The following is a 23,145-nucleotide window of genomic DNA, read 5'->3' on the forward strand; positions in this document are numbered from 1 at the left end:
CTTTTGATCTTGTTTTTGAAGATCAAAAGATCGCAGCCTGCGGCAGCTCCTACAGGGGCGGGATGCAGGATGCAAACAGGGCGGGATGCGAACAGGGCATAAAGATAGATCGCATCGATATAACTGGTTATAAGAAATATCGCTATGCTGCGGGCCAGTTATTTCCTGCAGTTTTTGTGGATGTCTCAATGGATTTGTTGAATATCGGGTTGGTCGTGGCCGGGCTGGTGGTCGGCTTCATCGTCGGCATGACCGGCGTGGGTGGCGGTTCATTGATGACGCCCATCCTGCTGTGGTTCGGCATCAACCCGGCCACCGCGGTCGGCACCGATTTGCTGTACGCGGCCATCACCAAGTCCAGTGGCGTGCTGGTCCACAGGAAGAACAACAATATCGACTGGTCGATCACCGGATGGTTGACCCTCGGCAGCGTGCCGGCGGTGATGTTGACGTTGTGGTTCCTCAGCAGCCTGAACGAAGCACCCGACGCGATGAACGCGATCATCAAGCAGGCCTTGGGTTTTGTCCTGTTCGCCACGGCGCTGGCGATCCTGTTCAAGAAGCGCCTGCTCGACTTCGCCCACAAGCGCGCCGGAGGCAACTACAAGCCCAGCGGCTCGCGCCTGAATGTCCTGACCGTAATCACCGGCCTGGTGCTGGGCACCATGGTCGCGCTGACCTCGATCGGCGCGGGTGCCCTGGGCACCGTGGCGTTGTTTATCCTCTATCCGTTGTTGCCGACCCGCCGCCTGGTCGGCACGGAAATCGCCCACGCCGTGCCCCTGACCCTGGTCGCCGGCCTTGGCCATGCGAGCATGGGCAATATGGACTGGCACGTGCTTGGTTACTTGCTGGTCGGTTCGTTGCCGGGGATTTACCTGGGCAGCCACCTGACCGGGCGCATCTCCGATGAATGGTTGCGCCCTTGCCTGGCGACGATGCTGGTACTGATCGGCTACAAACTGGCGTTCTAATCAATGTAGGAGCGAGCAGGCTCGCTCCCACAAAAAAACCATGCAGTTCAAGGCAATGCATACACCTTGAACAGCTTTTTCATCGTCTCGTTGATCCCGCCCAAGTACTTGTCGTAAGCCTGCTCAATGGCGCCGGAACGATAGGCCTCGCTCAGTGCCATATCCACCAGCAGGCGGAAGTCCTCGTCACCGCGTTCGACGATCATGGCTACCGGGGCGTACTCGAAGATGCGGTCCAGGACCATCAGGTCATTGTTGGCGCCGCCTTTTTCCACCTGGTTTTTCAGAAACATGCGTTCGGCGAAGAACGCATCGGCCTTGCGCGCGGCCACCAGCCCGGCCCCTTCTTCGGTATTGGCCACGGTCACCAGCGAAGCGATCACGCCGAGCATGCGCATCTGTTCGCGAATCCAGTCTTCGACTACACCGCCCTCGATGGTGGCAAAGGTCTGGTTGGCCAGGCCGCGGTTGATTGTCGCCCGCCAGGTCGGGCCGGGGATAGCTTCCTTGCCGTTGAGCGCGTTGAGCAGCGGTTCGGCGGCATCCTTGCGCACCAGCACCGAGAGGCCGGCGGTGTATACCGGTATCGAGTAACTGATGGTCTTGCGCCGTTCGAGGGTAGGCGGGGTGGGGGTGCAGAGGATGTCGACCTTGGCCAGTTTCACCGCGCTGGTCTCCTCGGCAGACGTGACGGGCTGGTAGCGCACCTGCAGGTTGGGCAGGTCGAGTTCGGTCTTGAGCTTGTCGGCGATCTTCAGGCACAGGTCGATGGCATAGCCGCTGGCCTTGTCGCCCTGCGCAACGCTGAAGGGCGCCAAATCAGGCACGTAGCCCAGGATAAAGGCGTTGCTGGCGCGTATGCGCTCCAGGGTGTTGGCACCCGCCACCATGGGCAGCGCGGTAAACACCAGGGCGAGCAGCAGGCGTGTGGTTTTTGCAAAGGGTGCGTTCATGTCCGGTTCCCCCGTGTAGGAATGTCGGTGCAATCCTGGTTGCGATGCCTAAACATTGCCGGTCCTGGCCTGGACGGCGGCTGGCACGTCGACGAAACGCTTGGCGAGGAAACCATAGAGCAGGTAACCCAAGGCGAGCACCAGTGTGCCGCCAAATACCGCATCCTTGCCGCAGGCATACAGGGCGTACAACGAGTAGGCCACCGCCACCAGCAGCACCACCAGGTTGCGCGAGTACACCGCGGGCCCCACTTGGGCTTTGTGCATGATCACCAGCAAGCCGGTCAGCGCCGTTATGTAGGGGATCAGGTTGGTCACCGCCGCCAGGCTGACCAGTTTGCTGAACTGCGCAGCGGCATCGGGTGAGATGGTCGACACGGCCATGACTGTCTGCAACACGCCGCAGACGATCATGCCGATCACCGGTGCGTTGCTGGCGTTGACCTTGCTGAACAGCTTCAGGAACAGGTTCTGGTCGGCGGTCATCTTCGCCGTTTGTGCCAGGGTGAATTGCCAGCCCAGCAGCGAGCCAACGCAGGCCATGATCGCCAGGGCCATGACGATGTTACCCACCAACGGGTTGAACATCTTGGCGTAGACCAGCGCGAATGGTGCCGAGGAATTGGCCAGCTCGGCATTGGGAATGATGCCCTGGATGACGGTGGTCGACAGCACATAGACCGTGGCGGCGCCCAGGGTGCCGAACAGGCAGGCCAGCGGTACGTTGCGCTTGGGGTCTTCCACCGCATCGGTGGCCTGGGCTGCCGACTCCATGCCCAGGAAGGCCCACAGGGTCAGGGGGATGGCCTTGCCGATGGCTTCGGAGATGGCCAGGTCGTTGGGGTTCCAGGCGGCTTCCAACAGTTTGGCGTCGAACCAGAACCAGCCGATGATACTCAGGCCCGCCACCGGAATGATCACGCCCCACACGGTGAAAGCACCGATCTTGCCGGTGATGCTCGGGCCGCCGAAGTTGGCGATGATGGTGATCCAGATCAGCGCGACCGTGCCGACGAACAGCGGGATGGCACCACCGCTGAGCCAGGGCAGGAAGGCGCTCATGTAGCCCACCGCCGAGATCGCGACGGCGACGTTGGCAATCGCCAGGGACAGGAAGTACAGGTACGAGCAGAGGAAGAACCCCGACTTCGCATGGGCTTCCTCGGTGTAGGCGGACAACCCGCCGGACCGTGAGCAGAACACCCCGCACTGGGCGAAGCAATAAGCGATGGCCATCGAGCCGATCGCCGTGAAAATCCACGACAATAGCGAGACTGCACCGAGTTGGGCCATGTTGGTGGGGAGCATGATGATGCCTGAACCCATCATGTTGACCGTGACCAGCGTGGTGAGCCCCATCAGGCTCATTTTCTTGCTTGAATCAGCCATCGCACACTCCTTGCCCTGTTCAAGTGTCGCGGATCAGGTCTTGAGCACATACCCATAGGCACGGGTACGGCCACCTTGCTCTTGCAGATACACGCCTTGCAGTTCCGGGGTGAACCCGGGCAAAGCGTTGATGCCTTCTTCCAGCGCCAGGAAATACTTCAGGACCGCACCCCCCCAGATTTCCCCCGGCACCACGCACAACACGCCGGGCGGGTAGGGCAGCGCGCCTTCGGCAGCGACTCGGCCATCGGCATCGGCCAGCGCGACCAGCTCGACATTGCCACGGATGAATTCGATTTGAGCCTGTTGCGGGTTCATGGCTTTTTTCGGGAAGTGCTCCTTGCGGAACATGTCCTTCTGCAATTGCTGCACGTTATGGCTGCGGTAGAGATCGTGCATTTCCTGGCAGAGCTGGCGAATCGTGTAGTTGCGATAGCGGTCTTCAAAGCGTGCATAGATGGCCGGCAGTACCCGGCTCATGGGCGCGTCATCGCTGAGGAATTGCTCGAAGCGGGCCAGTTGCGCGGCCAGATGGCTCATCTTCGCCCAGTCTTCGGCGGGCGTGAGCAGGAACAGGATCGAGTTGAGGTCGCACTTTTCCGGAACGATGCCGTTCTGGCGCAGGAAGTTGGCGAGGATGCCGGCGTGAATGCCGAAGTCGGTGTAGCTGCCGTCAATCGGGTCAATGCCGGGAGTGGTAAACAGCAGCTTGCAAGGGTCGATGAAGTATTGCTTGTCGGCATAGCCGGGGAAGGCGTGCCAGCGATCCTTGGGATGGAATTCGAAGAAGCGCAGGTCGCTGGCGATGGCGTCGGTGGGGTGATCCTGCCATGGGCGCCCGTCGATGGTTTCCGGCACGAACGGGCGCACCAGGGTGCAGGCTTCCAGGATCAACTTGCGCGCGTTGATGCCGAACTTCACGCAGTCTTCCCACAGGCGCAAGCCACTGCGCCCGGCGTGGATACGCGCGTTCACATCCAGCGAGGCGAACAGCGGGTAGAACGGGCTGGTGGAGGCCTGGGCCATGAACGCGTTGTTCAACCGCGCGTGATTGCAATAGCGCGGCTGGCCCTTGATGTGGCGGTCCTTCTTGTGGATCTGCGACGCCTGGGAGAAGCCGGCCTGCTGTTTGTGCACCGATTGAGTGACGAAAATACCCGGGTCGTCTTCACCCAGTTCGAGCAGCATGGGCGAGCAATCCTTCATCATTGGGATGAACTGTTCGTAGCCCACCCACGCCGAGTCGAACAGGATGTAGTCGCACAACTTGCCGATGCGGTCGACCACCTGGCGAGCGTTGTAGATGGTGCCGTCATAGGTGCCCAACTGGATGATCGCCAGGCGAAATGGCCGCGGCAGCCGGGCCTTGTCCGGGGCGACTTCATTGATCAGTTCGCGCAGGTAGTTTTCCTCAAAGCAGTGGGCGTCGATGCCGCCGATAAAGCCGTAGGGGTTGCGCGCGGTTTCCAGGTACACCGGCGTGGCACCGGCCTGGATCAATGCGCCCTGGTGGTTGGATTTATGGTTGTTGCGATCGAACAGCACCAGGTCGCCAGGCGTCAGCAGGGCATTGGTGACCACCTTGTTCGACGCCGATGTGCCGTTGAGCACGAAGTAGGTCTTGTCCGCGTTGAACACTGTCGCGGCATGCTTCTGCGCCTGCAGGGCCGGGCCTTCGTGGATCAGCAGGTCGCCGAGCTTGACGTCGGCGTTGCACATGTCGGCACGGAACAGGGTTTCGCCAAAGAAATCGAAGAACTGGCGGCCGGCGGGGTGCTTGCGAAAAAACTGGCCGCCCTGGTGACCGGGGCAGGCGAAGGTCGCATTGGCGGCCTCGGTGTAGTGCTTGAGGGCGTCGAAGAAGGGCGGCAACAAATTTTCTTCGTAAGCCTTGGCGGCGGTTTCGAGTTGGTTGCCGTAGTACTCGGCGTTGTAGCTGGAGAGGTCGAACACACCGTTGACCAGCAGGATTACCTCGTGCAGGCGCTTGTAGACATCCAGTGCCCGATTGCCGGCACCGCCGCGAGGCACCACCAGAAACAGCGGGATGTCGAAGCCTGTTCGTTGAATGGCATCCAGCGCGCCGCCCATGACATCGTCTACGGTCAGCACCGCGGCGGCGACATCGGTAAAGTCGGTCTGATCCAGGGCAACAATCGGGCGAGAGGTATGGAAACAATTCAGGACGGCATCGCTTGCAGCAACTTTCAAAACATTCATGCCCAGTGGCTCCTGGTCTGTTTTGACGATCTGTCATGACAGGCAAACTTGCCCAGTTGGGTATAGTTCATTTTTTTTTAAGCTGGAAATTTTAATGATCTTTATAGGTCCGTGGCTTGACGAGTCGAATACGGCGTGAAGGGGTCGTTGTCTCGGGAACTTCATGGCGATAACCGGGTCAACAGGGGCCCTGTATCGGAGTTTCCGAGCAGTGCTGGTGGCCTGCTTTCAAGGCAGTGCCGTCCGAGATCAGCCGAGTCTGCCCCTGATGCCAACCAAGCGTTTTCTGCCGAGCCTCATCCTGGCGTGCTGCGCCATCGCGTCGCTTTACTCGCAGGCTGGCGAGCGAACAGCGCCCGCGCAAAGTAACAGCGCATCCACTACCCTGATCGAAACCGCCTCTCGCCAGTACGAAAATGGCCAGTTGGACCAGGCCGCAGCCACGCTGGAGCGTGCCCTGCATATCCAGCCGAACAATCCCGCGACCCTGCATTACCTCGGTGTGCTGCGCCTGCAACAGGGGCAATATCAGCAAGCTGAAACCCTGGCGATGCGCTCGAACATGCGGGTTGGTGGCAATGTCCAGTTGCGCAACCGCAACTTCCAACTGATCCAGGCGGCGCAGCAGGCCCAGGCTTCGGGGACCCCACCCAAGGCCCAGGAGGACCTGCTCGCCTTGCAGAAGGCACGCGAGGAGGAGGCGCAAAGTCGGCGCGAAGCAGAACTCGCCGCGGCTGGACCCGCTTTGGCGAACACGGGGCCGCTTGCCGGCAATTTCGCCCGGGTGGCCGACTCTGCGGCGACTGCCACGCCACGGCCAGAAGGACAATTTCAGGTGGCTGCCGCCGAGCCAGACCCTGTGTCCGATGAGATCGCGATTCCACGCGGCCATTGGCCACCGCCGGGTCAATGCCGCATCTGGTTTCCTGATCGCCCACCGGGGCACCAGCCCCCCGCCGGTAGCTGCAAGAAGCTGCGAAAACGGGTTCCGCCAGGCGCCTTTCTGATGCAGGGTTGAGTGGCCGTCAGGGAAGGGGCCTCATTCGCGGGTGAAGATCTCCAGTAGATGCCCATCCGGGTCGTCGAAATACACCCGCCGTCCTCCGCCATGGTCATTGATTTCATTTGGCCGCCGCTTGCCCGGATCGGCCCACCATGGCTGCCCGTTTACCTGCAGGCGAATGAACGCCCGGTCGAAATCGTCGTCGCCGAGCAGGAACGCGTAATGCTGGGAGGCGATCGGCGGATCGTTGTCGTAGAAGTCCAGCGACACCTGGTTGTCGAGCCTGACGATCAGCATCGGCCCGAAAGGTTCTGGAGGCGGCAAGCCGAGGAGTTCGACCAGAAAATGTGCCGACCTGTGCTTGTCGCGGCACCAGACAATGGTGTGGTTCAACTGGGCACTCATGGCGGTCTCTCGCAACGAGCCAGGATATGTTTTCAGATTAGTCCAGCCTGTTGCGCAATGACCGCCCTCGCCTAAGCTTGGAGCAAGACGAAACACATTTGCCGAGCGTCACCGGAACGAACGCCGCGATGCGCAATCATTAGAGCGTGGATATCAAAAGGAGATGCGCATGCTCATCAGGTCACTGACCCTGGCTACCTTGCTGGCGATTGCCGGCCCCTTGTTCGCCGCCGATGGCGATTCACCTCTGGATATCGACAAGGGCAGGGCCCGGCCGCTGATCGTGATTGCCCCGAGCACCGTCGACCCCGTCTGGGTCAACCTGAAAAAATCGCTGGAAGATCCCGCCAACAAACAGGGTGTCGCTGACCGCAACATCAGGGTGTACAGCGTGCTGAACATGTCCGGCCAACTGGACGGCAAGGACCTCGGCCAACAGGACACCATGGCGTTGATCCGTGCGCTGAAACTGGGGGCCGGCGCCTTGCCCAAAGTGATCCTGGTGGGCAAGGACGGCGAGAAGAAACTTGAAAGCTCAGGGGAAGAATCCAAGTCGGTCGACCTGAAGAAAATCTTCGCCACCATCGATGCCTTGCCGGCGACCGAGAAGGAAGCCGCGGCCCCCACGCCTCCGCCGGTTGCCGAAACCCCACCGCCCAAAGGGGCTGCCAAGGCCGCCAAAAACGCCAAGCCGGCAAAACCGGCCAAGCCACCGGAGATGCCGGATGATTGAGTGGGCACAGCTTTACCATTGGTAGCGATAGCCCGCGGTCAGCGCCCAGGGCTGCTCGATGTCGTTACCCTGGGTGTAGCCACCCTCGACAAACATGTTGTGTCCCTGAACCGTTGAAACCATGACCCCGCCACCGACCCGGCTCTGCACCGAGAGCATCGCATTTTGCTCAACCTTCAGGCCGTTGCTCGCGGTGTAGTGGCCGCCACTGACACGCGCCATTTGCAGCCCCACCTGCGGCTCGACAAACCAGTCCCGGCCCAGCTCGATATGTTTGCCCACTTGCACGTCAGCACTCACGGCATGGGTCTGGTAGTCGGCCTTGACCTTGTCGCCGAGGTTGCTGGTGATCTTGACCTCGTTGTCCAGTCGGCTGTGTTCAGCACGCCGTCGACGTACAGCCCGTTTCGATGCAGATAGCTGGCATAACCGCCGACCGTCTGGCTGTCGATCGCAAAAGATCGTCCGAATGCGGCCCGAGCCTGCGGCAGCTCCTTGGGTTATCCGACACGGTTAGCCCGATATTCCAATACAGAAATGCCCTACACCCTTCTCAGAAACGTCCTATTTTCGAGATCCTTCAAAATCGCCAAAGCTTTCACCCATCAGGACTCGGGTGAGCGCCAATCCCTTCCTGCCCGTTCCCCCCGCAGACCAGGAAGGACTGCCCATGAGTACCCGATCGCGCATTTTTTTCAACCACAGTCGCCACATTTTCACGATCTGCCGGTTCTTCCATCACATCCCAGTGCCTGGCGAATACCGCAATGCCGATCAGGCCCATATGGCCAATCGCGGCTTGCACAACCACACCGCGCAGGCCGATTCAGAGATGAGCCAACCCAGCTCGCACACCGATCATCGCGCGCTGTACGACGCGGCGCTACATGCAATCAACGATCAGACAGGGAAGACGTCATGAGCCGCTATGAGTTCGTCTCACCGGTTGCATTCCAGCACAGCCAAGAGGTGACCTGCACCCCGCCCTGGTATGTACAGGACACCGAATATCCGCCCGCCATGGCGACCTATGAACCGTTGATCAATGGTGAAGACACCTTCAAGGCGGTTTACGAGGCTATTTTCAACGCCACGAAAACGGTCGATATCATCTGCTGGGGCTTCCAGCCGTCGATGTATTTCATTCGCGATCGAGATCGAGATCCCAAGGCGCCGAGCATCGGTGAGCTACTCAAGGCCAAGGCGCAAGCGGACGTCAAGGTGCGGATACTGGGGTGGGAGGCGCCTTTCAATGCTGCCGGCCTGTCGGGTGAAGCCAACTTGCCCGGCAAAGGCACGTTCCCCGTCAACGACCGGGCCTTGCAGAGCTCCACCCAGGCGCAATACGACTATGACCGCCAATGGTTTGCCGAATTTGCAGTCCAGGGTGACCAGGCGGTGGAACGTGGTGGACTCAAGCGGCCAGTGTTTGTCAGTCGTGGTTTCGATGTTAACGAACGAGCGGAAATCGCCCATCAAGTGCAACGCGCGAGTCTCGATCCGCAGGTCAGTGGGGCTACGCGCTTCTTCCTGAAAGCGACCCCCACGCATCATCAAAAAACCGTGCTGGTCGACTTCGAACTGCCGGATTGTGCCGTCGGTTTCGTCATGGGCCACAACATGCTCGATGAGTACTGGGACACCAATGCCCATTCGGCGCTGAACCGTTCCGAGGAGCGCAAACCACTCCCCCATCAAGGCCCGCGCGGCATGACCCCGCGTCAGGACATTTCCAGCCGCGTCAGTGGGCCGATCCTGGAAGCCCTGCACAACAATTTCGCCAAGGCCTGGCGCAAGGAAACCGGCGAGGACCTGATCGCTTCACGGCAGTCCATGCAGGTCGGACCGCAACTGCAATGTATCCCGGACGCCACCCGACAAATCGCGCAGATCCTCCGCACCCAGGCCCAGGAGGGCAAGCGCGACATCGAGCAGCTCTACCTGCAAGCCGTCAACAACGCGACCCAGTTCATCTACATCGAAAACCAGTACTTTCGCTGGCCCCCTCTGGCCGAGCTGATCAAGGCCGTGGCAGCGGGCCAGACCAAGGCCGGGCGCGACCCCGGCATACACGGTCCGTTGCACTTGTTCGTGATCACCAATGCCAGCGAAGACAGCGTTGGGTCTGGCGCGGTTAACACCCAGCGCATGCTCCAGAGCCTCGGCCGGGGTGAGCTCATTCCCGCAGTCACCAAGTTACAGCGCATCGAAGCGGTGAAACAAAACGCACCGCCCCGGCCGACCTTCGAACCTCACGACCGCGTCGGGCAGCAGGAACTGGCCAGGTGGGAGGCTGAGCTTGAACGGCAAACCCGGGCGATCAAGGACAGCACGGTTCAACAGGAGGAACGTCCCGGCCTGAAGGTGCACCTGTGCTCGCTGGTCGCCCCCGACTCGCCCGCGGGCCAACGGTGGATGCCGGTGTACGTCCACTCCAAGTTGATGATCATCGACGATGTGTTCACCACCCAGGGCTCGGCCAATATCAACACCCGCAGCATGCAGGTCGACAGTGAACTGAACATTGCCCATGAGTGGGCGAGTGTGACGCAGGGGTTGAGGCGAAGGCTGTGGGAGATGCATACGGGGGGGATGGGGGCGCAGGATGATCCGGGGGCGGCGTTCAATGAGTGGCAGAAAATCATTAACAAAAATAGAGATCGCCAGGATGAAAAGGTTGTGGGAGCGCCGTACGCCCCCCTTGTCGAATTTTACTACGACAAGGCCACGCTGAAGGACATCGACTGATGCGTCTCGCTCTTTTGTTGTCATGCCTGCTGCTGACTGCTTGCGACAGCCGCAGCACTTTTACCTATATGAAGAAGGACCCTCAGGTGAAATCACTTAACGAGATCAAGGCCGATCTGGCGTTTAGCTGTGTGCACGAGCAATTCCCCACGCCCTCCGCCGAGTCCGATGTGCTGTTCCAGTACGCACGCTGGCTGCAAAAAAACAATCAGCTCAAAGAAGACAAAAGCGTCGATGTGGAAATCGAAAGGCTGTACCGCATTGCCGCCGAAAACGGTCATTACAAGGCCAACATTAACCTGCAGAACGGTGCCATGCGCGGCCATTTCCAGCTTCGGGGGGACGAGCATTTGCGTTTGAGTGAGCGACTGATCAGCGAGGGCGTAGCCACGGGCTATTACTTCGTCGGGATTTTTTTGCAACAGGGTTCGGCGGGGCTGAAGCAGGACTCGGAAATGGCCCTGCGCTATTTTCGCAAGGCCGCTGATAATGGGAGTGCTCAAGCCCAGGGGTATGTAGGCCAAAAACTGGCACCCAGCGATATGGCGCCGGATATCGCCCGGCAAATGCGCCGCTGCGCTGCTGAGCAAGGCAATGGTGAAGCTGCTAATGCATTGGGAGTAAATCTTCAGGGAAAAGGGCAATACCAGGGAGCACTCGAAGCCTTCCAACTTGGAGTCGCTGCTGGCGACGAAACCTCAGCCGGGTGGCTGGGAGATGCATTTCGCAACCCTCCCCCTTCGGATGAGCTGAATTACTTAGGCCAAGAAGAAGACCTGGAGCGCGCCGAACGTTACAAAAAAATCTGGCGAATACTCGCCAACTATTCCTACGCTAAGCCCAAAGTCCCCGAAATCAACGAAATCCTCCCCCTGCCTCCGGCGAAGTTGCCCGCCTGGGACGGCAAGCTGCAATGGCTCGAAGAACGCCTGGCCAATGTCCCGCCAGAAAAGCCCAGCACTGCTCTGATCAACCAACTGTCCAAGGCCAAACTCCTGGACCCGGCCACCGGCCGTGGTCTTCCGGGATCCCCTGCATTCAGCCAGGCTCACTTATCTGCGCCGTACTGCTATAGCGGGCAAGTCTGCCCGGTGAGTGGGTACTGGAGGGTTGGTTGGCTCCCTCGCCTCCATTCAGTAAAGGACTGGAGCGAAACCCGGTACTTCAAGCAGGGCGAGATCTTGCCGATGCAACTGGTCGAGCGTTACCACCTGCGCACCTGGCCCTTCTCCGACAAGATCACGCGATCTGAGCAAGCGGTTGAATGGCGCCTGCTCTGATAAAAAATCAATTTCGTAAATTTATGCCATTGGCTGGCGACGCGCCGTGCATCGGCGAGTTACCGAAGGCCAAGGTGAAACCAGACAGCACGGTTCAACAGGAGGAACGTCCCGGACTGAAGGTGCACCTGTGTTCGCTGGTCGCCCCCGACTCGCCCGCGGGCCAGCGGTGGATGCCGGTGTACGTCCACTCCAAGTTGATGATCATCGATGAATTGGAACGGCGTCAGCGCGCAAGTAGCGGTTTTTACGTCCGCTAGTGGTACCAGGCGGATCATATGGTTCGTTTGTGCGCACTTTGGTCCGGTGCATTGACTCGGAGCGTTTGAATGTATTGCTTTGAGCTTGCTTCCTGATTCCGTGGGCTTGTTGCGGGCGGCGTCCGACGATAGCGGTTGGTCAGGCGACAACTTCGTCGACTGTACGTCCGCGTTCGCCAGCAAGCCGGCTCCTACAGGGCCATTGCACTCAGTATCTGATGAGCAATCCTGACCCGCTCTTCATTCGGATAGTTTTTATTGGCCAGAATCACAATACCCATATCCTTCGATGGCACATACGCAACATAAGCCCCAAACCCACCGGTTGAACCGGTCTTGTTGAGTAACACATCTTTAGGCTGCGATTGCGGCGGTTTCAGCCACTGGACGGGGTGCGCCTGCATGGCTATCGCCGTCGAGTTACCCGCCAGCAGACGATCAAGAGTGACCGGATAGCGATACATCTCCCAACCCAGCCCCTGGGTCATGTCGCCCACACTGTAGTAACCGGTATGGGTCAAGGCAATCGCCTGTTGCAGCGGAGTGTCCAGGCTTGCCGGTTGCAGGTTGGCCTGGACAAAACCAATCAAATCCGCAGCGCTGGTTTTCACCCCGTAGGCTTCGGCATCCAGCGCTCCCGGTCCGACCCGCACGGGTTTGTCCGCCTTGTCGTAGCCCTGGGCATACAGCGCCATCTGCTCCTGCGGCACCTTGAGCCAGGTGTGTTTCAGCCCGAGCTTGGGCAGCAGGGTGTTTTCCATGGCGTCATCGAAGGGTTGCCCCATGGCCTGGGCGGCGAGGTAGCCGGACAACCCGATGCTGGGATTCGAATACAGCCGTTGGCTGCCGACGGGATATACCGGTTTCCATTGCTGGTAGTAGCCGAGCATCTTATCGGCCGAATCCGCCTCGGCAGGAAATTGCAGGGGCAACCCGCCGGCGGTGTAGGTGGCTAGCTGCAACACACTGATGTGGTCGAACGCGCTGCCGCGCAAAGCCGGCAGCACCTTGCTGGCCTTATCGGTCAAGGCCAGTTTGCCGGTGGCCTGGGCGTAGGCGATGAGGGTGGCGGTGTAGGTTTTGCTGACCGAGCCAATCTCGAACAGGGTGTCTTGCGTCACCGGCTTGCCGGTCTCTTTTGACGCTATGCCATAGTTGAAATATTGCTGTTTGCCGTTGACGGTGACGGCCACGGCCATGCCGGCAATGCCCTGGGCGTGCATGACGGGGCGCACGGCGTCGCTGACGATCGATTCTAGGTGATCCTGCGCGAGCGACTGGCCTGCCGCCAGCATCGCGGCACAAACCGCTAACATCTTCAATCTGCCTGGATTGAGGGTGTCCGTCACGGGTTTCACTCCTTTGGTTTGTCGCGCCGTATCGGAAAGTAGGGCAGCAAGCGTTCGGTTTCTCTCTTGACCACGGCGTAACATTCGCAACTCAGCTCCTCCAGACGAGCCCTGTCCAGGACCTTGATGTGTCCCCGAGTATATTCGATGACGCCCAGGCGCTGTAGCTTGCCGGCGGAGTCGGTCACGCCTTCGCGGCGTACGCCAAGCATGTTGGCGATCAGTTCCTGGGTCATGGTCAGTTCATTGCCCGGCAGGCGGTCGAGCGACAGCAGCAACCAGCGACACAGCTGCTGGTCGATGGCGTGGTGACGATTGCACACCGCCGTCTGGGCCATCTGCGTGATCAGTGCCTGGGTGTAGCGCAGCATCAGCAGCATTTCTTCATGGCGGTTGAACTCGTCCTTGAGTTGCTGGCCGGGTAGCCGGAAAGCTTGCCCGGCACTTTGCACAACGGCTCGACTGGGTGTGCTTTCGCCGCCCATGAACACGGCAACGCCGATCAGGCCTTCGTTGCCGACCACCGAAATCTCGGCGGAGGCGCCGTTCTCCATCACGTACAACAGCGACACGATGGCATCAGTGGGGAAGTAGACATGCCGAAGGGCGCCACCGGACTCATAGAGCACTTCGCCCAGTGACAGTTCGACAGGCTCCAGGTGGGGGAGCAGGCGTTCCAGCGCTGGCGCCGGAAGGGCTGCCAGGAGGTAGTTCTGTTGTGGCTTGGGTACGACAAACATATCAGCCACCCTTCGAGGGAGAATTCCCTGAGGGGGGCAGGTTACTCCAAAGCGCGCGCCATCAGGGCCCAGGCGTTGATACCTGAACCCGGGTGGGTCAAGCGCGCGGCACCTCAGCGCTCCAGATCGGCTTCGACGGTTCTGTCGTACCCTGGCAATGGCGGCTGATGCGCTTTGACCGGGCAGGTCACCAGCACCTGGTGCTCCCTGCCGTCATCTGACAATTGCAGCGCGTCCTGGCCCAGCAACTCGCCGTCCAGCATGATCGCAAGCGTGGTGGTCGTGCCGGGTCGCACTTCAATATGGTAAGTCGTCACCCCATGGCGGTAGTGCAGCGTGTAGCCCGCCCAGCCCGGCGCCAGCAACGGCTCGATATGCAATGAAGTCCCGACCCGCTGCAAACCGAGCAATGACTCGACGATGAAGCGGTACGTCCAGCCGGCGGAACCGGTATACCAGGTCCAGCCCCCGCGGCCCGCATGGGGCGGGGTGCCGTAGACGTCGGCCGCCATGACGTAGGGCTCGACCTTGTAGGTATCGATCCGCTTGGCGATTTCATGGCCCGCGGGGTTGATCATGTCGAGCAATCGCCAGGCCCTGGTGTTGTCGCCAAGTTCGGCGAAAGCCATGCCGGCCCAGACTGCGGCGTGGGTGTACTGGCCACCATTTTCCCGTACGCCCGGCACATAGCCCTTGATATAGCCGGGCTCCAGCACGCCTGCGTCGAAGGGCGGATCGAGCAGCAGTACCGCGCCTGTATCGGGGCGTACCAAGTGCTGCTCCAGTGATGCCATGGCCGTGCGGCGCCGCGTTTGCGAGGCTGCCCCCGAGAGTACCGACCAGCTTTGCGAGATCGAGTCGATGCGGCATTCGTCATTGTTGGCCGAGCCCAGAACCTGGCCGTCGTCAAACCAGGCGCGCCGATACCATGAACCGTCCCAGGCATGCTCTTCCAGGCTGGCCTGCAGCAAGGCAGCCTGCTGGGTGCAACGCTGTGCGAAAACAGGGTCGCCATGCAGTTGGGCGGTGATGGCGAACTGTTGCAGCACCTCGAAGCCGAAGAAGCCCAGCCACACGCTTTCCCCACGGCCCAGATGGCCGACCCGGTTCATCCCGTCGTTCCAGTCGCCCGTGCCAATCAAGGGCAGGCCGTGGCTGCCGCGCTGCAGGCTGTGTTCGATGGCGCGTACACAATGCTGGTAAAGGCTTTCTTCGAGGTGCGACTTGCCCGGCAGGTCGTAATACGACTCCTCCCCGGCATTGAGCGGGCGGCCTTCAAGGTAACCCACCGGTTCAGCCAGCACGCTGAGGTCGGCAGTGACGCTGACATAGTGGCTGGTCGCCAGCGCCAGCCACAGATAGTCGTCCGAACAGCCGCTGCGCACGCCCCGATCGAGCGGCGGGTGCCACCAGTGTTGCACGTCGCCTTCGGCATATTGATGGGCTGCACATAGCAACAAATGGCCGCGCACGCTGGCGGGATCGGCATGGATCATCGCCATGCTGTCTTGCAGTTGATCGCGAAAGCCGATGGCCCCACCGGACTGATAGTAGCCACTGCGGGCCTGGAAGCGGCAGGCGATCACCTGGTACATCAGCCAGCCATTGACCATGACGTTGATGCTCGGGTCGGGGGTCTGGACCTGGATCACGCCCAGCTGCGAACGCCAATGCTCGCGAACCGCCTCGAGTTGCGCGGTTGCCGCTCCCAGGCCGCGGTACTGTTGAACCAGGCGCAGGGCTGACGCCGTGTCCCTGGCTGCACCGAGCCGGAACACCACGTCCTGGTCGTCACCGTTGTCCAGGTCCACGGCAACCTGTATCGCCGCGCAAGGGTCGAAGCCGCCACCGGTACGGCCCGACAAGCGTGCCTGCTGCAGTCCTGCAGGGGCCTTGAGGCTGCCGTTGCGGCCGATGAACTCGGTGCGATCGCCGCTGATGGTGGTGTCGGTCGAGTCGGTATCAAGGAACGCCACCCGTTCGCAAAACTCGATCGAATAGGCGTTCCTGGCGAATAAGGCGCCGCTTGTGGGGTCGGCTTCCGTCACCACATGCATCGCCGATTTGCTGCGCAAGTCGCCCAGCACCCACTCGACATAACACGTCGTCGACAGGCGTCGGGCGCGGCCCGAGCGATTGCGAACCTGCAAGTGCGAGAACTTGATCGATGCGTCCAGCGCCACATACACCCACAACTCGGTGTGGATACCGTCTTCATCGTGCTCGAAGACGCTGTAGCTGAAGCCATGTCGAGTGCGGTACGCGCCAGTGCCGGGACAAGGCTGTGGCGTCACGGACCAGAAATGCCCGGTTTCTTCATCACGCACATAGATCGCCTCGCCGCTGGCGTCGGTGAGCGGGTCGTTGTGCCAGGGGCTCAGGCGAAATTCGTGAGCGTTTTCCATCCAGGTGTAAGCGCCACCACTTTCGGAAATGACCGTGCCGAAGTGCGGGTTGGCCAGCACGTTGGCCCATGGCGCTGGCGTCGGCCTGCCAGGCTGCAAGGTCATGACGTACTCGTTGCCATCGGCACTGAAGCCGCCATAGGCATTGCCCAGGAGCAAACCTTCGACAACGGGCAAGGCAGCGGCCGCCTTTGCCTGGCGCTTGAGGAGAGGGACCAGCGCCGGGTATACCGGGCTGGCATGACGCCGCTGAATCTGTTCGGCAATGCCGCCTTTGTCTTCACTCAGCACCAGGCGCGCCACCGACAGGATCAGCGTGCGATCCTCATTGGACAACTGCTGGGCCGGACGCACGAAAATGCCCCCCGGATGGTCGATCAGCGAGGCTTCGCTGCCGGATGTCACCACGCCCATGATCAGGTCCTGGAGTTGCTGGCGATAGCCGGCCTGGTCTTCGTTCCAGATCACCAGATCCACTATCAGCCCCTTTTGCCGCCAGTAGGCATGGGCCTTGACCAACTGGTGGACGAGCTCGATGTTCTCGACGGTGGCGATCTGCAGCAGGACGATGGGCAGATCGCCTGAGATCGCCTGGCCCCAGAGGCTCGATTGATTGCGTCGATTGGCCATCAATACGCTGTTTTCTGCGCGCAACGCGGCATTGGCGTAAAGGATTGACGCGGCCATCTGTTCAAACAGGCGGGCGTCTTCCTGCGATACATTGAGTTGGCGCAGCAACACCTGGCTGTGGGTCCATGCCAGGTCGAAAACACGATCGGCGAGGTGCCGGTCGCGGTATTTATTGATCAGGTACAGACAGCCCTCACGGCTGTCCGCGATGCCGGTCACCAGGTCGATGGTCGCTGTTTGCCCGGGTTCCAGGGTGATACGGCAGCGGATGGCCACGATCGGGTCAAGCACCGAGCCTGCGCTGCCGGACAACGTCTTGACATTGCCATCGAGCGCCGCCGGTGCGGCAACGTTGCGTCCGCGACCAATGAACCGGGCTCGATCGGTCTCGTAGGAAATCGCGTCGATGTCCACGCCATGGGCGGCCAGCAGGTGGCACATCCAAGGCACGGCTTCCTCACTGGAACGCCGCCTGCGAGTACACACGATGGCCTGCAGCGCCGGCACCAGTTCGGTCTGCACGAACAGGTTGCTGAAGGCCGGGTGCATGGCATCACTGATGGCCGGTGCCAGTACCACCTCGGCGTAGGTGGTGATCTCCACGCTGCGCCTTACGCGGGCGTGGTTGGTGATGTGCAGCCTGCGCAGTTCGATATCGTCTTCGGGAGACACGACGATCTCGGTGTGCGTATCGAAGTCGAGCTCGCGCACACGAAACTCCGCCCGGGCATCGCTGAAAATCGCCTCGTGGCTTTCTGGCTGGTGCAGGGTCGGCTGGTGGGCCGAAGACCAGAATGCGCCGCTGCTGACATCGCGCAGGTAGCAGAACATGCCCCAGTTATCGCGGGTCGCATCTTCATGCCAGCGGGTCACGGCGATGTCGTTGCAGCGGCTGTAGCCGCCGCCGGCACTGCTGAGCATGACGTGGTAATGGCCGTTGGAGAGTAGCTGGACGGCGGGGCGCTTGCGCCCGGGATCGGCGAACACGCGCAGCCGGGTTTCCTGCGTGCCGTTTTCCCCGTTGGCAGGCGCCTGGGTCGCATGCAGGTACGGCGCGGCGGTTTTCGGTACGCGTTCCTGCAGCAGCAGGACTGTCGCCTGGAAGGCCGGGATCGATTCGAAACGGCGCTGCATGGGCCGGTCCAGCAACAGGCTGGTGAGGGCCAGCAGGCTCATGCCTTGATGGTGCGCCATGAACGAGCGCACGACCGCATAACGCTGGCCGCGTGGCAAACGTGCCTCGGTGTAGTCCACCGCCTCGTACAGGCCATAGCGGCCGGCCGACCCCTGGGCCGCCAGGCGTTGCAGGTTGCGACAGGCCGCTTGCGGCTCGACCATCAGCGCCAGGGCGCTGGCGTACGGCGCAATCACGGTGTCCTCGGCCAGCCCGCGCTTGAGGCCAAGGCCTGGAACACCGAACGCCCGATACTGATAATTGAAGTGAGCATCGAGGGTGTTGTAACCCGACTCGGACACGCCCCAGGGGATGCCCAACTGGTGGCCATGTTCGATCTGCAAGGCGACGGCCGCGCGGCAAGTCTGCTCCAGCAGCGTCCCTTCATAGCTGGGCATGATCAAGTTAGGCATGAGGTACTCGAACATCGAGCCGGACCAGGAAAGCAGTACCGGCACGCCTCGATTGTTACTGAGCAAGCGCCCAAGGGTGAACCAGGCCTGTTGCGGCAACTGGCCCTGGGCGATGACCACGAAATTGGTCAGGCGCACCTCTGACGCGAGCAAGTCGTAGTAGCCGTTGTCCAGCCGGCGTTCGTCGGCGTTGTAGCCTATCGAGAAGAGGTCGCGTTGTGCATCGTAGAGGAACGTAAAGTCCATGCTGGCCAGTGACGCGGACAACTCGGCCAGTTGTTCAAGGTGGATGATGCGTGCGCGAGCCAGGCGTTGTACCACCTGCACTTGCGCCTGATCAGCGGGCGGCCACAGCGTGCAATCGAGCTCGGCCAGTTGCCGCAGGCTGCTGGTTGATGTCGTCGGTGTCGGTTTCGCTGCCTTGGCCTGGGCAGGTGCCGGCGGCAGCGTGAAGCGCAGTCGTTCTGCCCGCAGCTCAGTGCACTGTGCCTGTAATGCCTGGAGCCAGTAGTGGACTTCTTCAGCAGAGGGGGGCGCAGGGTCGATTGCCAAGGCATCTGCCAGATCGAGCACTTGCAGGAAGCTGTCCGGGGTGTCCTGGACAATCGCCGACTCCACCTTCGCGCGCAGTTCAAGCACGGTGCGGTCGTCGAGGTTCGCGTCTTGTAGCGCCTGTTGCAGCACATCCAGGGTGTCGGCCAGACCGCCAAGGGTGCGCTGATCGAACAGAGGCGTGTCGGCCAACCCCAGCAGCCCCGGTCGCAGGGTCAGCAACAGGCCCACCAGGTTGCCGCTGTCTACGGTAGACACATACCGAGGCGCCAGCGGCTGCAGTGTCTGGGTGTCGTACCAGTTGTAGAAATGCCCATGGTGACGCTCAAGACCGGTCATGCTTTCAAGCATGGCAGTGATGCGTTCAAGCAAGCGCCCGGTACTCAAATAGCCGAAATCGTGGGCCGCCAGGTGAGAGAGCAAGGCCATGCCCATGTTGGTCGGTGAGGTTCGATGGGCAATGGTCGGCTTGGGGATCTCCTGGACGTTGTCCGGCGGTAACCAGTTGTCCTCGGGGCCTACATAGCGATCGAAGAACGCCCAGGTCTGGCGTGACAGCATGCGCAGGAATCGCAGGTCCTGTGCTGACGGATTAAAGCCGACCGGTGTAGTCGGCAGGCTGATCCACCAGGCAATTGCCGGGCTCGCCAACCACACCAGCAGCAGGGGTGCCGCCAGTGCGAGTACGGCGAGGGAGGGGAGCAGGGCAGCGAACAGGATCAGCGCCAGCGCCGGGGCAATCCACATGCTTTTATACATGCCCGGCAGAGTATTGCCACTGGAGCGCTCCACTTCACGAGAAGGTTGCCATTGCAGCAGGCGGCGTTTGCTGACCAGCATGCGCCACAGTGAGCGGCCAATCGCATCCAGGCTCAACAATGCATCGGAGGGCAACCAGACAATCGACAGCAGCGCACGCATGAAATGCTGGCCCGAGGTCCGCAATGCCGCACTCAGGTGTTGTCCCAATGGAATATCGGCAGGTTTCTGTACCAGCGCCAGTACCGATTGCAGCAAGGGTTGGAGAAAGACCAGGATGACCACCGCCAATGTCCAGGAGGCGGCTTCGTTGGTTTCCAACCAGCCCCAGGCCAACATGGCCAGGAAGGCGGCTGGTTCCAGGCTGCGGCGCAGGTTGTCAATGATCTTCCAGCGAGCAAGGTTGCTCAGGCGGTTGGGTGCGAAGCCTCCCTGGGGTTTCGGTGCCCACGGCAAGGCCCAGTACAGCACTTGCCAGTCTCCGCGAATCCAGCGATGGCGGCGTTTGGCATCGGCGCTGTAGCGCGACGGGTACTCCTCATACAGCTGAACATCGCTGAGCAGCCCGCAGCGGGCGTAGCAGCCTTCGATCAAGTCATGGCTGAGGATGCGGTTGTCGGGCAGGCAGCCTTCGAGTGCCTGTTCGAAGGCGTCGACGGCATAGATGCCCTTGCCGATGAAGGAACCGTTGCGGAACAGGTCTTGATAAACATCAGAGACGGCACGGGTATAGGGGTCGATACCCGCATCGCTGCCAAACAGGCGGGCATAGGTGGAACGTGCCGTGCTCGGCAGGCTGATTCCCACGCGGGGTTGGAGGATGGCGTAGCCACTGACGATCTTGCCGCTTTGTTCATCGAAAACCGGATGGTTCAACGGGTGCATCATGGTACCGATGCACTGACGCGCGACATCCCGGGGCAGCAAGGTATCGGTGTCCAGGGTGATGACGAAGCGCACCGCACTCAGCGGAGCGATATCCCCGACGATCAACGCAAAACGCTCCTGCCCTTTGCCCCGCAGCAAGGCGTTGAGCTCGGCGAGCTTGCCGCGCTTGCGTTCATGCCCCATCCATACCCGCTCGGTGGCGCACCAATGCCTGGGCCGGTGCAGCAGGAAGAACCGGTCGTCCTGGCCATCGGCATACTTGTGGTTCAGCGCATCGATCAGTTGACGCGCCAGTTCAAGCAGCTCGGCGTCCTCGGGCATCACTTGGGCAGGGGCGTCCATTAAGTCACTGAGCAGGGCGAAATGCAGATTGGCATCGCGATTGGCCAGAAACCGCACTTCGAGGCCTTCCGCGAGGGCCTCGATGTCGCCAGCGTTGGCAAACAGCGTCGGCACTACGACCAGCGTTCGCGCCTCGACCGGTATGCCCTTGCTGTAGTCCAGGCGCGGCAGTAGCGACGGGGCTACCGTGAGGGTCACCAGCCAGTTGACCAACCCGATCGCCAGACGGCTGGTCATCAACAGCGCGGGCACGGCGAGCAGCACCAGGCACCAGATGGGCGTGCCGCTGTAGTAAGCGCTGCTGAGAAATGGCCAGGCCAGCAACAGTGTCAGCAGCAGTGCAGGGCCCAGGTAGAACTTCAGCGGGGCGCTCTGCAACAGCCGCTTCCAGCGCTCGAGCAGCGACACGCTGGCGTGCAGCGCCTGCTCAAGGTGGGGCAACCCTTCAGCCACCAGGTAATAACCCACATGCCCGGTCACGTGGCCCGTGGACTGTGGGGTCGCGGCCAGTTCGATGGCCGCTTCTGCCACCATGGTTTCTGACTGCACGCAATGCCGGGCGAGGCGTTCGACCACATGGCGGTAACGATCGCGGGTGGCGAAGTCCATGTTCGCGTAGACGCCTGCCGGGTCCGTGCACAATACCTGTTCGACATGACTGAGCAGCTCGACGAACTCGCGCCAATCGGTCGCTGCCAGCAAGCGCAGGCTGGCGATGCTGTTGCTGATGGACACCTGGTCACCGGATTGCTGCTGGGCATCCATCTGCACCAGGCGTTCGACGGTGAAGCCGGACTCGCTCAGCGTTTGTTCAATCCATGCCATGGGCAATATCAGCGCGGCGCTTTGCCCTTGCAGGCGGCGGGCCAGTTCCGCAACGAATGAGGGGGTCATCGGCGGTGCCGAGCGCGCCATGTCGGCAACGGTCAACACCACGCTCTTGGCGTCGCGCTCGGCAATCTCGATCAACCGATCGGCCCAGTCATCGGCGAGGTTGCGGTCTTCCCGGTTGGCCATTACCCGGGATGCCACGCGCCGCAAGTTCTCGATCAGCGCCAGTCGTAGCATGATCGGGATTGCCCAGAGCTCGCCCAGGGCCAACGGCGTGATGGTCTGATAAGAGGCGATGAAACAATTGAGGCTTTGCGCGTCGACCCGGCCATCGCCATGAGCAATGGTCTCCAGGGCGATGTCGTAGACCCGCGGCAGGCCGGTCGAAGGGCCTTCGGCCAGGCGGGGCAGCTCGCGGCTATAGCCGTCGGGCAGGTGGGTCCTGGCGGTACGGATGTTTTCTTCGATCAGGTAGAAGTTGTCCAGCAGCCATTCCGCCGCAGGGGTGGCGCGTCGGCTGGAAAGTTGTACGGTCTTGAGCGCCGCGCAGCTGCGTTCGAGCAGCAGCTGGTTGTCAGTCAGGCGGCCCAGCAAGGCGTCCTTTCTTGAAAGACGCCCAAGCACATGTTGGCGGGCCAGTACGATACCGTGATCTGCCATCTGCTGCGCGTTGAACAGGTCGGAGCGCAGGATGGGCTCGTACTCGAACTTGTGTCGCGCGGCACTCCACCTGAGCCAGATGGCCGGTGAGCGCCACAGGCTGGACAGCGTGCGAGTCAGGATATTTTGCATGAAATCCTTCGTACGACCCGCGCAGCGCAGATCGCATATGGAATGAAGGCGGTTCTACGCCAGGCCAGGTGTGCGGGCGTTGCGCTGCCGGGCGCAGCATTCCACTGATGAGTGTGGGGTGTTCAGCGGCGCGAAGTCTGTTCGGTAGCGAACATAGGCAGTGTTGGAGGCAGGCAGCGGTAGGGTCGGCGCAAGAGAAAGTCGGCAGGCCAGGTATCTGCAATGGCGATACCTGCTAACGCGGCATGCGATTGGCGTGAGCAAGACACCGGTCATTAAAGTTGCCACCTGCCCAATTCATCAAT

Annotated in this window: 14 protein-coding genes and 1 pseudogene; 7 read left to right on the top strand and 8 right to left on the bottom strand. The window is 61.1% G+C overall.

The window, feature by feature from the left end:
* The first annotated feature begins 188 nt into the window (after nt 1-188).
* Nucleotides 189-974, top strand: coding sequence for a sulfite exporter TauE/SafE family protein (locus AC3WWR_RS10360; protein WP_033041934.1), 786 nt, complete (start codon nt 189-191; stop codon nt 972-974).
* A gap of 47 nt (nt 975-1,021) precedes the next feature.
* On the opposite strand, the gene AC3WWR_RS10365 is transcribed toward AC3WWR_RS10360, so the two are convergent.
* Genes AC3WWR_RS10365 through speF form a run of 3 tightly spaced genes read right to left on the bottom strand, consistent with a single transcriptional unit; the run spans nt 1,022 to nt 5,536 of the window.
* Nucleotides 1,022-1,927 carry an amino acid ABC transporter substrate-binding protein gene (locus AC3WWR_RS10365; protein WP_033041932.1) on the bottom strand — a complete coding sequence of 302 codons (906 nt, stop codon included), beginning with the start codon at nt 1,925-1,927 and terminating at the stop codon, nt 1,022-1,024.
* Nucleotides 1,928-1,975: 48 nt separating this feature from the next.
* Nucleotides 1,976-3,316, bottom strand: coding sequence for a putrescine-ornithine antiporter (potE, locus tag AC3WWR_RS10370; protein ID WP_020798144.1), 1,341 nt, complete (start codon nt 3,314-3,316; stop codon nt 1,976-1,978).
* A 33-nt stretch (nt 3,317-3,349) separates the two neighbouring features.
* A complete protein-coding gene (gene speF / locus AC3WWR_RS10375) occupies nt 3,350-5,536 on the bottom strand; it encodes an ornithine decarboxylase SpeF (RefSeq protein ID WP_168757562.1) in 2,187 nt (728 codons plus the stop codon).
* Nucleotides 5,537-5,804: 268 nt separating this feature from the next.
* Here speF and AC3WWR_RS10380 point away from each other — a divergent pair, with 268 nt between their 5' ends.
* A complete protein-coding gene (locus tag AC3WWR_RS10380; RefSeq protein WP_033041935.1) occupies nt 5,805-6,554 on the top strand; it encodes a tetratricopeptide repeat protein in 750 nt (249 codons plus the stop codon).
* A 21-nt stretch (nt 6,555-6,575) separates the two neighbouring features.
* Here the strand turns inward: AC3WWR_RS10380 and AC3WWR_RS10385 are convergent, their stop codons facing one another.
* Nucleotides 6,576-6,944, bottom strand: coding sequence for a VOC family protein (locus tag AC3WWR_RS10385; RefSeq protein WP_033041928.1), 369 nt, complete (start codon nt 6,942-6,944; stop codon nt 6,576-6,578).
* Between the two features lie 169 nt (nt 6,945-7,113).
* Between AC3WWR_RS10385 and AC3WWR_RS10390 the strand changes: the two genes are divergently transcribed.
* Entirely contained in the window at nt 7,114-7,677 is a 564-nt protein-coding gene (locus tag AC3WWR_RS10390) for a DUF4174 domain-containing protein (RefSeq protein WP_020798141.1), read from the top strand.
* A gap of 12 nt (nt 7,678-7,689) precedes the next feature.
* Here the strand turns inward: AC3WWR_RS10390 and AC3WWR_RS10395 are convergent.
* A pseudogene (locus AC3WWR_RS10395) lies at nt 7,690-8,168 on the bottom strand (autotransporter outer membrane beta-barrel domain-containing protein).
* 125 nt (nt 8,169-8,293) lie between these two features.
* Between AC3WWR_RS10395 and AC3WWR_RS10400 the strand changes: the two are divergent.
* Genes AC3WWR_RS10400 through AC3WWR_RS10415 form a run of 4 tightly spaced genes read left to right on the top strand, consistent with a single transcriptional unit; the run spans nt 8,294 to nt 11,965 of the window.
* A complete protein-coding gene (locus AC3WWR_RS10400; RefSeq protein ID WP_191994386.1) occupies nt 8,294-8,599 on the top strand; it encodes a hypothetical protein in 306 nt (101 codons plus the stop codon).
* Complete coding sequence (locus tag AC3WWR_RS10405) at nt 8,596-10,425, top strand: phospholipase D-like domain-containing protein (protein WP_492598672.1); 1,830 nt, start codon at nt 8,596-8,598, stop codon at nt 10,423-10,425. Before AC3WWR_RS10400 ends, AC3WWR_RS10405 begins: the two co-directional genes overlap by 4 nt.
* On the top strand, nt 10,425-11,705 hold the full coding sequence (locus tag AC3WWR_RS10410) for an SEL1-like repeat protein (protein WP_151141269.1): 1,281 nt from the start codon (nt 10,425-10,427) through the stop codon (nt 11,703-11,705). Before AC3WWR_RS10405 ends, AC3WWR_RS10410 begins: the two co-directional genes overlap by 1 nt.
* Complete coding sequence (locus AC3WWR_RS10415) at nt 11,690-11,965, top strand: phospholipase D-like domain-containing protein (protein ID WP_151141271.1); 276 nt, start codon at nt 11,690-11,692, stop codon at nt 11,963-11,965. The genes AC3WWR_RS10410 and AC3WWR_RS10415 overlap by 16 nt, the downstream gene beginning before the upstream one ends.
* A gap of 191 nt (nt 11,966-12,156) precedes the next feature.
* Here AC3WWR_RS10415 and ampC read toward each other — a convergent pair whose 3' ends face one another.
* From ampC to AC3WWR_RS10430, 3 genes are all read right to left on the bottom strand, one after another.
* Nucleotides 12,157-13,281 (bottom strand): class C beta-lactamase, encoded by a 1,125-nt coding sequence (gene ampC, locus AC3WWR_RS10420; protein WP_050511629.1) that lies wholly within the window; start codon nt 13,279-13,281, stop codon nt 12,157-12,159.
* Between the two features lie 38 nt (nt 13,282-13,319).
* The gene (locus AC3WWR_RS10425) at nt 13,320-14,054 is read right to left on the bottom strand and encodes a Crp/Fnr family transcriptional regulator (RefSeq protein ID WP_492598673.1); all 735 of its coding nucleotides are present in this window, start codon (nt 14,052-14,054) and stop codon (nt 13,320-13,322) included.
* 113 nt (nt 14,055-14,167) lie between these two features.
* Entirely contained in the window at nt 14,168-22,840 is an 8,673-nt protein-coding gene (locus AC3WWR_RS10430; protein ID WP_492598674.1) for a GH36-type glycosyl hydrolase domain-containing protein, read from the bottom strand.
* Nucleotides 22,841-23,145 lie beyond the last annotated feature (305 nt).

This window comes from Pseudomonas sp. EB271-G4-1, assembly GCF_058791355.1.

Excerpts from the sequence above, each read along its gene's own strand:
- AC3WWR_RS10360 (WP_033041934.1), top strand. The coding sequence starts at position 189 with ATGGATTTGTTGAATATCGGGTTGGTCGTGGCCGGGCTGGTGGTCGGC.
- AC3WWR_RS10365 (WP_033041932.1), bottom strand. The coding sequence starts at position 1,927 with ATGAACGCACCCTTTGCAAAAACCACACGCCTGCTGCTCGCCCTGGTG.
- potE (WP_020798144.1), bottom strand. The coding sequence starts at position 3,316 with ATGGCTGATTCAAGCAAGAAAATGAGCCTGATGGGGCTCACCACGCTG.
- speF (WP_168757562.1), bottom strand. The coding sequence starts at position 5,536 with ATGAATGTTTTGAAAGTTGCTGCAAGCGATGCCGTCCTGAATTGTTTC.
- AC3WWR_RS10380 (WP_033041935.1), top strand. The coding sequence starts at position 5,805 with ATGCCAACCAAGCGTTTTCTGCCGAGCCTCATCCTGGCGTGCTGCGCC.
- AC3WWR_RS10385 (WP_033041928.1), bottom strand. The coding sequence starts at position 6,944 with ATGAGTGCCCAGTTGAACCACACCATTGTCTGGTGCCGCGACAAGCAC.
- AC3WWR_RS10390 (WP_020798141.1), top strand. The coding sequence starts at position 7,114 with ATGCTCATCAGGTCACTGACCCTGGCTACCTTGCTGGCGATTGCCGGC.
- AC3WWR_RS10405 (WP_492598672.1), top strand. The coding sequence starts at position 8,596 with ATGAGCCGCTATGAGTTCGTCTCACCGGTTGCATTCCAGCACAGCCAA.
- AC3WWR_RS10410 (WP_151141269.1), top strand. The coding sequence starts at position 10,425 with ATGCGTCTCGCTCTTTTGTTGTCATGCCTGCTGCTGACTGCTTGCGAC.
- AC3WWR_RS10415 (WP_151141271.1), top strand. The coding sequence starts at position 11,690 with ATGGCGCCTGCTCTGATAAAAAATCAATTTCGTAAATTTATGCCATTG.
- ampC (WP_050511629.1), bottom strand. The coding sequence starts at position 13,281 with ATGTTAGCGGTTTGTGCCGCGATGCTGGCGGCAGGCCAGTCGCTCGCG.
- AC3WWR_RS10425 (WP_492598673.1), bottom strand. The coding sequence starts at position 14,054 with ATGTTTGTCGTACCCAAGCCACAACAGAACTACCTCCTGGCAGCCCTT.
- AC3WWR_RS10430 (WP_492598674.1), bottom strand. The coding sequence starts at position 22,840 with ATGCAAAATATCCTGACTCGCACGCTGTCCAGCCTGTGGCGCTCACCG.